This window comes from Maritimibacter sp., from assembly GCF_016774595.1.
GTDB classification, from domain to species: domain Bacteria; phylum Pseudomonadota; class Alphaproteobacteria; order Rhodobacterales; family Rhodobacteraceae; genus Maritimibacter; species Maritimibacter alkaliphilus.
In genome coordinates this window covers 129,348-143,433 of sequence record NZ_JACBWT010000004.1, presented here as the reverse complement: position 1 = coordinate 143,433, position 14,086 = coordinate 129,348, and the positions used below count along the sequence as shown (strand labels likewise).

Annotated in this window: 11 protein-coding genes and 1 pseudogene; 1 reads left to right on the top strand and 11 read right to left on the bottom strand. The window is 63.8% G+C overall.

The window, feature by feature from the left end:
* Position 1: 1 nt before the first annotated feature.
* Entirely contained in the window at positions 2–1,234 is a 1,233-nt protein-coding gene (locus HOY44_RS22340; protein WP_287437982.1) for a thiamine pyrophosphate-dependent enzyme, read from the bottom strand.
* Positions 1,227–1,448: a hypothetical protein gene (locus tag HOY44_RS22335; protein WP_161351829.1), complete on the bottom strand. Its 222-nt coding sequence runs from the start codon at positions 1,446–1,448 to the stop codon at positions 1,227–1,229. The genes HOY44_RS22340 and HOY44_RS22335 overlap by 8 nt, the downstream gene beginning before the upstream one ends.
* 301 nt (positions 1,449–1,749) lie before the next feature.
* Here HOY44_RS22335 and HOY44_RS22330 point away from each other — a divergent pair, with 301 nt between their 5' ends.
* Complete coding sequence (locus HOY44_RS22330) at positions 1,750–2,667, top strand: LysR family transcriptional regulator (RefSeq protein WP_287437981.1); 918 nt, start codon at positions 1,750–1,752, stop codon at positions 2,665–2,667.
* 14 nt (positions 2,668–2,681) lie between these two features.
* Here HOY44_RS22330 and HOY44_RS22325 read toward each other — a convergent pair whose 3' ends face one another.
* From HOY44_RS22325 to HOY44_RS22285, 9 genes and pseudogenes are all read right to left on the bottom strand, one after another.
* On the bottom strand, positions 2,682–3,983 hold the full coding sequence (locus tag HOY44_RS22325) for a TRAP transporter large permease (RefSeq protein WP_161351831.1): 1,302 nt from the start codon (positions 3,981–3,983) through the stop codon (positions 2,682–2,684).
* Positions 3,976–4,467, bottom strand: a complete 492-nt coding sequence (locus HOY44_RS22320) for a TRAP transporter small permease (RefSeq protein ID WP_287437980.1) — start codon at positions 4,465–4,467, stop codon at positions 3,976–3,978. Before HOY44_RS22320 ends, HOY44_RS22325 begins: the two co-directional genes overlap by 8 nt.
* Positions 4,468–4,536: 69 nt before the next feature.
* Positions 4,537–5,691 (bottom strand): TRAP transporter substrate-binding protein DctP, encoded by a 1,155-nt coding sequence (gene dctP, locus HOY44_RS22315; RefSeq protein WP_161351833.1) that lies wholly within the window; start codon positions 5,689–5,691, stop codon positions 4,537–4,539.
* Between the two features lie 416 nt (positions 5,692–6,107).
* Positions 6,108–8,207: a hydantoinase B/oxoprolinase family protein gene (locus tag HOY44_RS22310; RefSeq protein WP_287437979.1), complete on the bottom strand. Its 2,100-nt coding sequence runs from the start codon at positions 8,205–8,207 to the stop codon at positions 6,108–6,110.
* Positions 8,204–10,381: a hydantoinase/oxoprolinase family protein gene (locus tag HOY44_RS22305; protein WP_287437978.1), complete on the bottom strand. Its 2,178-nt coding sequence runs from the start codon at positions 10,379–10,381 to the stop codon at positions 8,204–8,206. Before HOY44_RS22305 ends, HOY44_RS22310 begins: the two co-directional genes overlap by 4 nt.
* A 75-nt stretch (positions 10,382–10,456) precedes the next feature.
* Positions 10,457–11,401 (bottom strand): LysR family transcriptional regulator, encoded by a 945-nt coding sequence (locus tag HOY44_RS22300; RefSeq protein ID WP_287437977.1) that lies wholly within the window; start codon positions 11,399–11,401, stop codon positions 10,457–10,459.
* A 66-nt stretch (positions 11,402–11,467) separates the two neighbouring features.
* Positions 11,468–12,382: a beta-keto acid cleavage family enzyme gene (locus tag HOY44_RS22295; RefSeq protein WP_161351837.1), complete on the bottom strand. Its 915-nt coding sequence runs from the start codon at positions 12,380–12,382 to the stop codon at positions 11,468–11,470.
* A 655-nt stretch (positions 12,383–13,037) separates the two neighbouring features.
* A pseudogene (fdxA, locus tag HOY44_RS22290) lies at positions 13,038–13,364 on the bottom strand (ferredoxin FdxA); the annotation flags it as partial.
* A gap of 51 nt (positions 13,365–13,415) precedes the next feature.
* Positions 13,416–14,018, bottom strand: a complete 603-nt coding sequence (locus tag HOY44_RS22285) for a superoxide dismutase (RefSeq protein WP_287437976.1) — start codon at positions 14,016–14,018, stop codon at positions 13,416–13,418.
* Positions 14,019–14,086 lie beyond the last annotated feature (68 nt).

Genomic DNA, 14,086 nt, shown 5'->3' with positions numbered 1-14,086 from the left:
GTCAGTACCCCACTTCGTGGCGCTGGCGGACAAGGTGCGGGGGCATCTCGGCAAAGACGTCCTCGAACATGTCGCGCGGCGAGGGGCGGCGCCCGGTGTGGAGCGTGCCGATGGCCTCGGCCTCTTTCTGGGCGGCGACGACTTCGGCCTTGATTTCGGCTTCGGCTTGCGTATGGCGGTCTTCGGACCAGACGCCGAGCGCGATCAGGTGGGCTTTGAGGCGCAGGATCGGATCGCCGAGCGGCCAGGCCAAGCCTTCCTCCTTCGGGCGGTAGGCCGATGGATCGTCGGAGGTGGAATGGCCGCCGGTGCGGTAGGTGACGAATTCGATGATGGTTGGGCCGAGGTCGGCGCGGGCGCGTTCCGTGGCCCATTGCGCGGCGGCGTAGACGGCGAGGTAGTCGTTTCCGTCGACCCTGAGGGCCGGGATTCCGAAGCCATGGCCGCGGGCGGCGAAGGTCCCCGCGCCACCCCGGGCAATGCCCTGGAACGTCGAGATAGCCCATTGGTTGTTCACGATGTTCAGGATCACCGGCGGCTTGTATGTCGAGGCGAAGACGAGCGCGCCGTGAAAGTCGCTCTCGGCGGTGGAGCCGTCTCCGATCCAGGCCGCCGCTAGCTTCTTTTCGCGCTTGATCGCGGCCGCCATCGCCCATCCAACCGCCTGTGGATACTGGGTGGCGAGGTTGCCGGAGATCGAGAAGAATCCGTGCTGCTTCGAGCTGTAGAACACCGGAAGTTGCCGGCCCCGCACAGGGTCGGCGTCGTTGGAATAGACCTGGTTCATCATGTTCACGAGCGGATAGCCCGCCGCGATCAGGAGCCCCGCCTGTCTGTAGGTCGGGAAGTTCATGTCGCCCTTACGCAGGGCCCGCTGGAAGGCGCAGGAAATCGCCTCCTCCCCGAGGTGCTGCATGTAGAACGACGTTTTGCCCTGTCGCTGCGCCGTCATCATCCGCGCGTCGTAGGTACGCAGCTTCACCATGTCGCGCAGGCCCTGAAGCAGCATCTCGGGCGCGACCTCGGGGGCCCATGGCCCGACCGCTTCGCCCTTGCGGTTCAGAACGCGGATGATTGTGAAGGCCAGGTCGCGCATCTCTTCAGGCGGCGTGTCCGGGGCAGGGCGATCGACCTCGCCGGCGGCCGGGATGCTGACATGGGTGAAATCGGGTTCACCGCCGGGGCGGATTTCCGGGGCAGGGACGTTGAGGTGTGGTGCGCGCTCTTCAGGCATCGGCGTGCTCCCGTTCGAGGTCGACCATCTCCATGAGGCGGGCCTCGAAAATCGTTGCGGCATGGCAGTCCGGGTCGCTCAGCCGAAGCTCGATCACGTTGCGCCCGGCGCCTTCGCGCGTGAAGCGGTAGTCGTCGAATTCCAGCCCGAGTCGGCGCGCGATATCGAGTACTCGGCTCGCTGTCTGGACGGGTTCTGTGCAGTTGAATCTCACTGAATGACCTTTCCTTCCCTTCGGTTTTTTAGGCGAAAGAGGCGGAAAATGTCCTTTGGAAATTCTGCTTAGTTTCGCAAAAACAGAATAAAAATTCTTCAAAATGTAGAATTAAAGAAAGAATGATCTCTATGGATCCGGATGGCCGTGCAATACTGCTGATCCCAGTTTCCGGGGGCCTTTGAACCGCCCCGGAGTTGTTCTATAGGGTCACTCTGATCGCCTATAATGGTTATCGATTCCGCGAGTAGGTCGAGGTCGTCATCGGTGCGTTGCCGCATGTCGACCGGGAGGAGGGGACATGGAAGTCCGTCAGATCGAGCTTTTCATGAGGACCTGCGAACACGGCAGCATCAACAAGGCCGCCGCCGAACTTCGCATGTCTCAACCGTCGTTGTCGCGTTGGCTCGCACTTCTCGAACGCGATCTCGGTGCGCAGCTGTTCGTGCGGACGCGCCAGGGCATTCAGCTCACGGACGCGGGCAAGGTTCTTGCCGACCACGCGCCGCAGATGTTGCGCCATTTCGACCTTTTGCGTGAACAGATCGGCAATAAGTCCCAGCGCCAGATCAACGTGGCGTTCCCCTTCTCGATGCAGCACCTGCTGACCGCGCCTTTTGCCGAGATGGTCATCCGGGATCGTCCCGAAATCTCGATGCGCGTGTTCGAGGGCATCAATCATACCATTCGCGTGTGGATGGAAAACGGCATGCTGGACAGTGCGCTGATCGTCGAGATGGAGTCGGTGCCGGAGCATTTCAGTACGACGCCGATCCTCTCCGAGGGGCTCATGCTGGTGGGCAACTCGGAGACCGAGCTGAGCCTGGAAACTCCGGTCGAGATCGCTGACATCCACGAATTGCCGATCATCCTGCCGGGTCCGCCCAGCTCCATCAGCAGCCATGTCGCAAGCGCGGTGAAGCGGCAGGGGTACCGGTTCAATCATGCGTTCGAGGCCGACAGCCTGTCGTTGTGCATCGATCTCGCGCAGCGGGGGATGGGGTACACCGTCATGCCCTATTGCGCGTTGAGTTCCCGGCTGGACCGTGATCCCGACCTACACGCTGCCCCGATCCGGGGGCTGAACATCGTGTGGAAGCTCTGCGTGAACAGTTCCCGGCCATTCTCGACCTCAAACAATTCGCTGATCAACGCGATGACCGACCTGATGCGCCAGCGCGTGAAGGACGGGGAGTGGAAGTTCGCTAAACTGCTCTGATCCGGCCTCGTTGCCTACATCGAGTTCGGGAGCCACAGGACCAGCTGCGGGAAGATGGTGAACAGGATCACGAGCCCGATGCACAGCGCTACATAGGGCCAAGCGCCCTGGAACATCTGGATCGTCGGTACGGATGGTAACGACTTCGATAGTATGAAGATGTTCATTCCCACTGGCGGGGTGATCAGCCCGACTTCGCTCATCAGCACCAGCACGATGCCGAACCAGATCGGATCGAACCCCAGCCCCATCATGACGGGAAACATGAACGGAAGTGTCAGCAGGATCATACCGAGCGCGTCGAGGAACATGGCGAGGACGAGCAGCAGAAGGATGAACAGGGCGAAGACGACATAGCTGTTCAGGCCTGCAGACGAGATCAGGTCGACGAGGTCGCTCGTCACCCGCGTCGCGATCAGGACACGCGAGAAAACGGTCATCGCGATGAGGATGGCGAACACCATCGCTGACAGGCTGACCGCGTCATAGGCCGCTTCGATGATCTCCTTGAGCTTCACGCGACGCGTGACGAGCGCGTAGACGAGGACCGAGAACGCGCAGACGGCGGCGGATTCGCCCGGTGTGAAGAAACCGTTGTAGAGTCCGCCGATCACCACGCCGAAGATGATGACGACCGGTGACAGCTTGCCCAGCGACACGAGCCGCTCGCGCCACGAAAACCGGGGGCCCGGCGGGCCCAGTTCGGGCTTCAGGCTGCACCGGATGACGTTGTATGCGGAAAAGACGAAGGCCATCATGAGGCCGGGCACGATGCCCGCGATGAACAGCTTGCTGATCGATGTCTCGGTCTGGAGCCCGTAGAGGATCAGCAGAAGACTGGGCGGCAGCATGATCGCGATCGTCGATGCACAGGCGATCGCGCCGGCCGACATCTTCACGTCGTACTTGTACCTGATCATCTCGGGCATCGCGACCTTGGCCATCGTGCCCACGGCGGCGGCGCTGACGCCGGTGACAGCCCCGAAGGCGGCCGAAGCGGACACCGTCGACACGAGAAGGCCGCCGGGCAGGCGCCCGAACCACTTGTGCATCGTGTCGAACAGGTCTTCGCCGATGCGCGCCTTGCTGATCAGCTGCCCGGCGAAGATGAAGAGCGGCACCGCCGAAAACAGGAACTCGCCCGCGCTCGAGAAAGCGGTGGTGTAGAACTGCGAAATGGTGGGGCCGATCCCGTAGATGAGGAAAAGCGCGCCGAAGGACACGCCGGAAATCGCCCAAGCGATCGGCACGCCGATGAGGATCAGCGCGACAAGGACGATGAAAGTGCCGTAGCCGATGAGGGTGGGGTCAATCATGGAGGATCTGTTCCGGTTTCTTCATGCGGCCGAAAATCTGAAGCACGAGGATCACGAGCGAGAGGGCGCATACGAAAAGAATGAGCGCGGCGAAGGGCCAATAGGGGATCGAGACGTTGGGGCTACCGGTGCCGATCCTCAGGTAACGGGGGATCGTGTTGATGGCGCCCCAGCCGATCAGGCCGAAGAACGTGGCGGCGCCGAAGATCGCGATGAAATCGGCGACGATGCGGAACCGGTGTCCTGCCATGATGTAGAGGATGTCCATCCGGATGTGTGAGCCTCTTACCAGCGACCACGGGAGAATGGCGAACACGAAACTGACCATCATGACCGATCCCGCATCCACCGCCCATGGCAGTCCGCTGCCGAGCAGGAGCCGGCTTCCGATGTCGAAGATGACGACAAGGCACATGGGCAGAAGCAGCGCGATCCCCCCGATGACCCCAAGGGCATAGGCCGTCTTTTCTATGAACCACAGCATGCGAATGACTCCACAAAGATGCCCCGACCGGCGCAGAGCCGGTCGGGGTTATCCTCTTCTAAGCCGGTCTTAGAAGCCGTTGACAAGGCCCGGCACGGGTTCGTCCAGAACCTTCTGGAACCGTTCGTCGGCCGTCATGGCGTTATAGTGCTCGTACCGGTCGCGCATCATGGCGATAAGTTCGCTGCCCGGCTGACCGTCCGCGTCGCGTTCGGCGGCCCAGTCATCGACCAGTTGCGTCAGCACGGCGTCGATCTCGGCCTGGTCCTCGTCGGACAGTTCGACGAAGTTGATGCCTTGCTCCGCCAGCACGTTCTCGCGGACGTAGTCCCCGCCTTCGACCATGAGCGACTGGGTATAGGCCATGCCCCAGACCTGGAACCAGTGGTACAGGTATTCCTGCACGGCCGGGTCCAGCCCTTCCCAGAAGTCGATGTTCATGCAGTTCTCGTTCGGGTTGCCCCACAGATCGACGCCGGTGCGATAGTCGGCGATGTCCGGCAGCCGGAACACCACAGCGCCGAGGTCGTGGAACGGTGCGACGTCGAACACGCCGGTCTGGAACGCCGGGTAGAAGTCGGACATGTTGACGTTCGTCGGCTCCATGCCGAGGGCGGTCAGGGTCCGGCTCGCGACGTCGCCATTTGCCCAGGCCCGTTGACCTTCGAAGTCCTCGAGGCTGGCGAGCGGCTCCTTGGAGTAGATCTGGTTCGGCGCACCGAGCCCGAGATGGGCGAGGTAGACCTCGCGGCGCTCGTAGTTTTCCTTGAAATACTCGGCATAGGCCTCTTCGTAGACGAGAAGCCCGGCATCGGCCTGGGACACGATCCCCGGCAGCTGGATGCCGAATTGCAGGTCGAAGCCCGACGGGTTGAACTGCATGTAGCAGGTGCCGATGTCGGTCAAACCCGACCGCACGGATTCGAACCCGCCCGCCTGCGTGTCGGCCAGCGAGCTCGAGTAATACGGATCGATGACGATCTTGCCGTCGGTGTCCGCCTCAAGCCGGTCAAAGAGAGCCCCGAAGAACTCGCCCGACATCCCCGCGCTCGGCGCGAGCGTGGAATACCGGATGCGGACGGTTGGGCCGTCGTAGTCAAGCTGCGTCGACAGTGCGACCGCGGGGTCGCCGTCGAGATAACGCTGGACGAGAGACTCGGCATGGCCGGCGCCCGTCGTCAGGAACAGTGAACCCGCACACATCGCGGAAATCATATACTTCATGGTGTCCTCCCTAAGTGTCTTTGCTGTGCCCGAAGGTTCCTCCCGAACCTCCGGCCGGCCGGCGCAACGTCCGCCCGGAATGCCGAATGGTCAGCGTTTGCCCGTCTCGCATCATGCGCGGACCGGGTCGCTGTCCCTCCGGTGTCTGCCCCGTCGCCGCGCACCTTTCGTGTCATCCGGCGGTCTTTTCACCTCCTGCCTGCTTCCGGCGCGGCCTTGTCGCGGGCTTGTCTGTGCGGCGGCTTTGAGTTGCAACCCTTGCGGGGCGTGCGAGTGGCGCACCGCGCTCCTCCCCTCGGTATGTTCATCTAAAGAACAGACGGGCCGAGATCGTAGCCGGTTGAAAGCAATAACCGTTATATCGGATCGGCATAACTGAGCCCGGGGAAGGCGCGCGGCGGCATGACCTGCGACCCTCATGGCAGAGCGAGGTCGATGTCGTCAGCGGGCAGACCGTCCCTTTCATGTACGTCGATGGCAAGGCATTGGCCGGAAAGGGGACAATAGTAGCCCGTCATACGCAAGTCCTCGTGCAGTGCAATGCGCTGGGCCCCTGTTTCGCCGGTCAGGTCGACGGTAATCGCGCCCTCGCGCCAGCGGGTGTGATCGGTCGACAGCCGCGCACCGGCGGCGGACACCACGTGATATGCGCCGTCCAGCTCGACAACCCGCAGGTTCGGGCCGATCGACATCCGCGTTCGGCCGGAGACCTCGGCAGAGGAGGGCGCCCGCCCGATCCGGGCGGCCCTCATATCCGACCGGCGCCGGGCCGTGGTTGCCGCGTCCTCGTTTTCGCCCACGCCGAACAGGGTGAGGGTGGCTTCGGGTGAAACGGCGCCGGAGGCGATATCGGCCCTGACTGCTTCGGGTTCTCGGTCGAGCGGGTCACCCCAGCCGCCACCGCCCTGCCAGGTCACGCAGAACAGGTCGCGGTCGGTCATCCGCATCAGTCCGGGTTTCGGACCGAAGCTCTCGGTTTCGCCCGTGGCGCGCGCGCCTGCCTCGACGCCGCCCCAGACCATGGCCTGGGTGACTGTCGCGCCCGGCCAGCTGCCAAAACCGCCGGCGGTGTTGGGGACCTCGGCCCCGTGGGTCATGATCAGCGCCTCGGCTTCGGAGATGCCGCCGAGAGTGAGCCCGATCTCGACGCCGCGCCCGCCGCGCATCGCGCCTGCGCCACCGGTGTCGTGGCCCATGCGGCGGTAGAGGTAGAAGAGTGGCGCGACGAGTTCATTGCGCTCCACGTCCGCGATGCTGGGCATCGGCGCGTTGATCGGTCCGCCGGCGCAGATCCCGTCCTTGTCGGCGAAGGCCCCCGATCCCCCCGCGAGCGGATCCATCAGGTGAAGCCCGAAGGGTTCACCGTACTGGTTCACGCCACCGAGGTTGAAGGTGGCCATGGTTCCGCTGCTGACCGCCTGTGCGCGGTGTGCATGCCCGGCAGAACAGGCCAGCAACTTGTTGATCGCGGCCACGGCGACATTGGAAACGACCCAGATCGCCTCCACCGTCGCGGCGCCGACCGGGGCAGGGAACTGCGCGGTACAGATCAGCCCGTCGCGGGCCTCAATCGCCGCGGTCCTTAGAACGCCCTCGTTCCAGGGTACGTCGTAGGCGAGCATGGCCAGCATTGCGCCGGCCACCCCGCCTTCGAGCCCCGACCGGGTGCAGTTGACGAAACCGGGGGCCTGTGGGCTCGACCCCGAGAAGTCGAACGTCAGCCTGTCGCCGGTCTTGGTCATCGCGACGCTGATCCGGTAGAGGCGGTTGTCGTGCCCGTCATGTTCGAGGAAATCCGTCGCCCGGAAAGTCCCGTCCGGGAGATCCGCCAGCCGCGCGCGGACGCGCGCTTCGGACCCGTCGATCATGCGCTCCATGACGCCGGTGATCACCTCCGCGCCGTACCGGGCGACAAGCTGGTCGATCCGGTTCTGCGCCACGTTGATCGTCGCGATGAAGGCTCGGATGTCGAGCCCCAGCTGATCGGGCAGACGCGAAGCCGTGAGGATCGTGTCGAGTACGTCCTCGCGCAGAACGCCCGCGTCAATAAGCTTCATGCATGGGACGCGGAACCCCTCCTGCCGCACGTCGCGCGCCTTCGGCGACCAGCTGGCAAAATCCATGCCGCCCACGTCGGTCTCGTGCGCTTCCACGCCGGCCCAGGCTATGATCCGGTCCCCGGCATAGATCGGGCCGCACATCTGCACATCGTTCTGGTGCAGCGCCCCGACATAGGGGTCGTTGCCGAGGAACATGTCACCGGGACCGGGACGGTACTTGTCCGGGGCCGCGTTGATGTGACGGATCAGGTGTCCGACGACCGGGGCCTGGTAGGTGACCTGGAACCCCATGGTCGCGAAGTCGCCATTCGGGCGGAACAGCCCCGTGAAGAAATCCGACGCGTCGGTGACGGTGGGCGAACCCGACACGCTCTGAAGCGCGATCCGCATCTCCTCGGTGATCGCCATAAGCCGCGAGCGGATGATCTCGTATAGGATCGGGGATTGGTCGGTCATGGCCGTGCCTCCAACGTAACATGCAGGTTTCCATACGCATCCGCGCGGGCGATCGCACCCGGGGGCACGACGACGCTCTGGCCCGGGAATTCGATGATCGCGGGGCCATGGACCTCGCTGTCCGGTGCGGGGTAGTCGACATGGTAGATCGTGGTGTCCACCGGCGCATCGGGGTCGTCAAAGACGACCGGACGGCTTCCATGTGCGCGCGGCGTGTCGCCGTGGCCCGTGGCCGTCGCGGCCGCAAGCGCCGCCGTGCCCGACACACGCAGTTCCACGATCTCGAACCCGGCCTGCCGGTACCCGGCACCGCGTCCGAACAACCGCTCGTAAGCTGCTTCGAACCCGTCGATCACCGTGTCGTAGATGGTGGCGTCGAAGCCAGCGCCCCCGAACGGCACGTCGAGCGCGTTGGTCTGTCCGCGGAAGCGTACGGCGGCGAAGCGTTCGAGTGTCACGTCCCCTTCGGCACCGGCGGCGGCAAGGTGATACGTCACGACTCGCTCGATCCTCTCCAACGCGTCACGCGCCGCGCCGAGCACCGCGTCGGACGGGCGCTCCCCATGCCTTACGCGGACATAGACGGCCGTGCTTTCGGATATGCCGAGATCGCCGGTACCGCACCCGAATGCGGAATGCGCGGTGGCCGCGGCGGGCACGACGAAGCCGCCGAGCCCGAGTTCTCGCGCGATCGACCAGGCATGCGACGGCCCCGCACCCCCGTTGGCCAGGAGGGTGAAGGTCAAAGGATCATGCCCGCGCTCGATCGTCACGCGGCGCAAGAGGTCCGCCATATTGTTGTCGAGGATCTCGCGAATGCCCCAAGCCGCCCGGATGGTGTCGAGCCCGAGGGGCCGGGCGATCCGGGTCTCGATCGCCTCCCGCGCCGCTTCGGTGTCGAGCCGCATTCGACCGCCGAGGAAATTGTCCGGATCGAGGATCCCGAGCACGAGGTCGGCATCGGTCGCGGTCGGTTCCTGCCCGCCGCGCCCGTAGCAGACGGGCCCCGGTGTGGACCCGGCGCTGCGGGGTCCTACCGTCAGGTCTCCGAATTCGACCGACGCGATGGAGCCGCCTCCGGTGCCTATCGAGGCGATGTCGATCGAGGGCAGGCGCAGGTCGGCGCCCGCGACCGAAAACTCGGTGCTTGCCAATGGACGCCCCTCGGCGATCACGCCCACGTCGAAGCTGGTGCCACCAATATCCGTCGTCAGGATGTTGTCGCGACCGAGCCGGTCCGCCATCACCCGCGAGCCGATGACGCCCGCCGCCGGTCCGGAAAACAGAGTGAAAGCCGGGCGGTCGTTCAGCGCTGAGGTCGGCAGCACACCGCCCGCATTGGTCATGACCAGCAGCGGCACGGTCATCCCGTGATCGCGCAGCGACTGTTCGAGCCGCGATAGGTATCGTCCTGCAACCGGGCCGAGGGCAGCATTCGCCGCAGTGGTGGCCATGCGCCCATACTCTCCCACCACAGGGGCGATCTTGTGCGAGACGCACAGGAAGGCGTCCGGCAGCACCTCGCGCGCCATGTCCTTAAGGCGGGCCTCGTGGACTGGGTTGGCCTGCGCCCAGAGCGTGCAGATCGCGAGCGCTTCGACACCGGCTTCGGCAAGCTCTTCGAGGGCCGCGCCCGCCTGCGCCTCGTCCAGCGGGATGAGCACGCGACCCGTCGCGTCGACACGCTCGCGGACTTCTCGCACGAGGTGTCTCGGGACGATCGGTGGATACCGGTTGTGGAGGTGGAAATCCGTCACCTCGTATTCGCTGAGACCCGAGGTCTGTCGTCGGATACGCCCGATCTCGAGAGTATCTCCGAAGCCTTCGGTCGCGATCACGCCCGTACGTGCAGAAGTGCCGGTCAGAAGTGCGTTCAGTCCGACGGTCGTACCGTGACCAAACCGCCGGATGCGGACGCAGAAGTCACCGATCGAAAGGCCGAGCGTCCCGGCGGCCAGCGCCACCGCATCCATCACGCCGGTCATCACGTCCGGTGTCGTCGGCGTCTTGAAGACCCGTGCAGGTCCCGCGCCATCACTGACCCAGAGGTCTGTGAACGTGCCGCCGACATCGGTGCCGACATGAAATACCCTGTTCTGACTGTCGATGCCCACCGAACCACGCGACCTTTCGTAATAGCCCGGGTGCCCGGAGGCACCGTTCCGGCTCAGCATGTCAGGCGGGGCGTTCGGCCATGAATACTCAGTCGCTATCTCGGTTATAGAACCGGCGTATAGCTGGCCTGGGCCTCACAAGAGTTCAGTGAAGGTCCACGCACCGTTTTCGACCTGCGTCGCGATGAATTCGGTCAGTTCGTCGACCAGCGAGCGGTTCGCCACGGCATAGGCCCGTGACTTGTTGATGCAGAGCTTCCAGACGACATTCAGGCCCTCGATTGGCGCAGCGGTCAGGGCGGCATCGGGACCAAGGCGTCCTTCGAGCGCGCAATAGGGCATCACGGTATATCCGCGGCCGCGACCGGCGAGCTCAAGGCACAGAGACAGAATCTCGGCTTCGAAAACGTTGTTGTAGCTGTAGCCTGCACGCGCGAGCGCGTGGGCCACCTGCGCGCTGATCGAGTTGGGCGGCCCGGGCAGGATGATCGGCAGGTCGTCCAACTTGCTCAATGGCACCGGTGCATCGAGCGAAAGCCCCGCTGCGTGGTCCCCGACGAGCATGAGGTTCTCACGCAGGAGAGGACGGCTGGTGAAATTCTCGGGTACGCGTTCCGTCTCCACGATCACCGCGGTGTCCAGCAGCCCGTTTTCCATCCACACCCGGATCGAATTGTTGATCCCCTCGTAGACCCGCATCCTGAGTTCGGGGCTTCGTGACAGGACCCGGTCCGCGAAAGGGGCAGTAAGCAAGCGCTGCATCGAAAGCGGAATGGCGAGGTTTACCTGCCGCAGCGACTTGTTCCCCACATCATCGCGCAGGAGTTCGAACTGCCGCAACACGGGGCGCGCACGATCGGCGAGCACCTGGCCCGCATCGGTCAGCCGGATGCCCTGGCGCGTGCGGACAAACAGCTGCGTGCCGAGGTCGCGTTCCAGCAGCGCGATCCAGCGCGACAGTGACGGTTGCGACATCCGCAGCTCGGCGGCGGCCTTGTTGATGCTCCCGTGCTCGCAGATTCTCAGGAACATCTCGACTTGTCGGACTTCCACGCGCTCCCCCCGACCTTGCCCGGTCACTCATCAGAATCTGCATAACGATAGGAGAAGGGCGTAACTCTGCCTATGGCCTTTGTGTGGGCCGTCTCAGGCCGGCTCGCGGATCACGCGGTATTCCGGATGTCGGGTTTCGATCGATTCCGGCGTCCCGAGCTGGGGCACGCCCAGCATTTCCCGGGCCTCTGCGGGTGTTGCCGGCTCCATCCCCAGATCGCGAATGATCGTCACAATGCGCTCCACGAGCTGCGCGTTCGATGTTGCCGGTTCGCCCTTGCGGTAGGTGATGGAATCCTCGAACCCGACCCGGACCCCGCCGCCGAGGATCAGCGATTGCACGGTGGCCGGATGCTGCGCCGGACCCACCCCGAGGGTGGAGAACTTGGCGCCGGCGGGCAGAAGTTGCACCATCGAGAACAGGGTCGCCGGATGCCAGCCCATGGCGCTCTGGTTCGCGCGGTTCATGCCCATGACGAAGGAATAGGACAGCGGCGGCTCGATCAGCCCTTCGGCGATCAAGGTCGCAGCAAGGTCGAGCTGGCTATTGTTGAATATCTCCATCTCGGGGCGGATGCCGCGTTCTTTCATGATCAAGGCGGCCTTGCGCAGAAAAGACAGGGACCAGCCGATATGGTGCTCGCCCTGCGGAAGATTGATCACTGCGTAGCCAAGGTCGATCGAGGACATCTCGGGAAAGGCGTCTAGAGTTCGCATCCCGGTGCCGGCATCCTCCGCATTCGCCCCCATCGCAGGCGCGATAGAGTTCTGGATGATGACAGGGCAGGCGGCGCGCACTTGAGCGTTGATCTGCGTGACGATCGCGGGGTCGGTGCTTTGCACCCCGTTCGCATCACGCGCGTGCATATGTGCGAGGCAGGCGCCGGCGTCGTACGCTTCGCGCACCGACTGGGCGATTTCGGCCGGCTGCTCGGGCAATGCGGGGTTCGCGTCCTTGCCGTGGAAATTCGACGTCGGCGCAACGGTTACGATCACCTTGTCTGACATCGCATGTCTCCTGTCTTCGCGTAGGATGGGTGTTGTGTCGATGACGACCTTAGCTACAGTGCCCCGATGCACCGTTATGTGGATCGCGGATGGAAGTTATAGCAATTCCGAATGAAGGGTCTGTCAGAGAAACTTGGCTTGGGCATGCTCGAACGCTAGCCAGCATCATACCTTGCCTCAAGACAAGTTCCCCTGACAGGCCCCTTGGCCGAACATCGCGAGGACACCGGGCTGACCGTGCTGCTGTCGGTCTGGGCGCTGCGGGCCCGACGGTCGTCCAGTGGGAACGCGCCGCCTCGCCGGTCGTGACCTCCATGAGGTTTGGCACCACGCTGCCGCTTCTGAACTCGTCCACGGGTCGCGTGTTTCTCATCTATGGACCGCGACCTCCTCTTGAAAAACTGCTGGCGACCGAACTCGCCCGTGCCCGTAAGGCGCCGGAACTCTATGCCGATTTCACCCCCAGCCGCGCGAGGGTCGAGGCGCTTTGCGGCAGCATTCGCGCCGGGGGCTATTCCCCGGTGTCAGGCGACTATATCCCCTGTCTCGTCGCGCTCGCCGCACCGATTCGCGATTGGCAGGCCGAGGTACACGCGGTGATCAAGCTGATCGGCACCAACAACGACATCGTGCGCCCCTGCCCCTCCGAAATTCCTCCGGGCTTTTCCGAGAAATGCGTCTCCAACTTGCCCACAGCCCCGTCCATTTCGTCGGGCCCGGGCAGGGGCGGCTTCTGCTCGATGACGATAGGCCAAAGCTTGGCATACTTGCGGTTGAAGCCGACCCAATCCTTGGCCTCCGGATCGCTGTCAGGTCGGATCGCATCCACGGGGCATTCCGGCTCGCAGACTCCACAGTCGATGCACTCGTCCGGGTGGTTCACCAGCATACTCTCACCTTCGTAAAAGGAACCGACCGGGCATACGGTAACGCAATCGGTGTGTTTGAAGGCGATGCAGTTGTCGTTGACGATATAGGTCATGCGCAGCTCCGAAGGGTGCCCCCGCCGCGCGTGGGCGACAGGGGCGCCCGTTCAGCGCAGGTTGCTTTCTGCGAATTCGTAATTCGCTAGGTTGTCGAGGAAATTGGTCACGTAATCGGGCCGCCGGTTGCGGAAATCGACGTAATAGCTGTGCTCCCAAACATCGAGACCGAGGAGCGCGGTGCCTTCGCCGGTGGCCAGCGGATTGACCCCATTGGGCGTCTTGGTCACGCCAAGGCTGCCGTCATCCTTCTGGATGAGCCAGGCCCAGCCCGAACCGAATTGCGTGGTCGCGGCGGTCTTGAACATGTCCTTGAAGGCATCGACCGATCCAAAGCCCTCGACCAGCAGCCCCTCCAGCTTGCCGGGCAGGCCACCCCCCTTGGGCGACAGCGCATTCCAGAAATGGAGGTGGTTCCAATGCTGACCGGCTTGGTTGAACACCCCGGCGCGGGCGTCGTCACCATAGGTCAACGTCACCAGCTCTTCGAGCGATTTGCCCTGAAGCGCAGCGTCCTTTTCGACGAAACCGTTCAAGGCCGTGACATAGGCCTGATGGTGTTTGTCATGGTGAAGTTCCAGCGTTTCCTGACTCATCCCGCGTTCGGCCAAAGCGGCGTGAGAATAGGGTAGGCTCGGCAGTTCGAAAGCCATGTCGGTCTCCTTTTCCAAGGCTCGTCTTGCGTCGATCGCAGCGGACTGATATTTAATCAAGTAAAGGC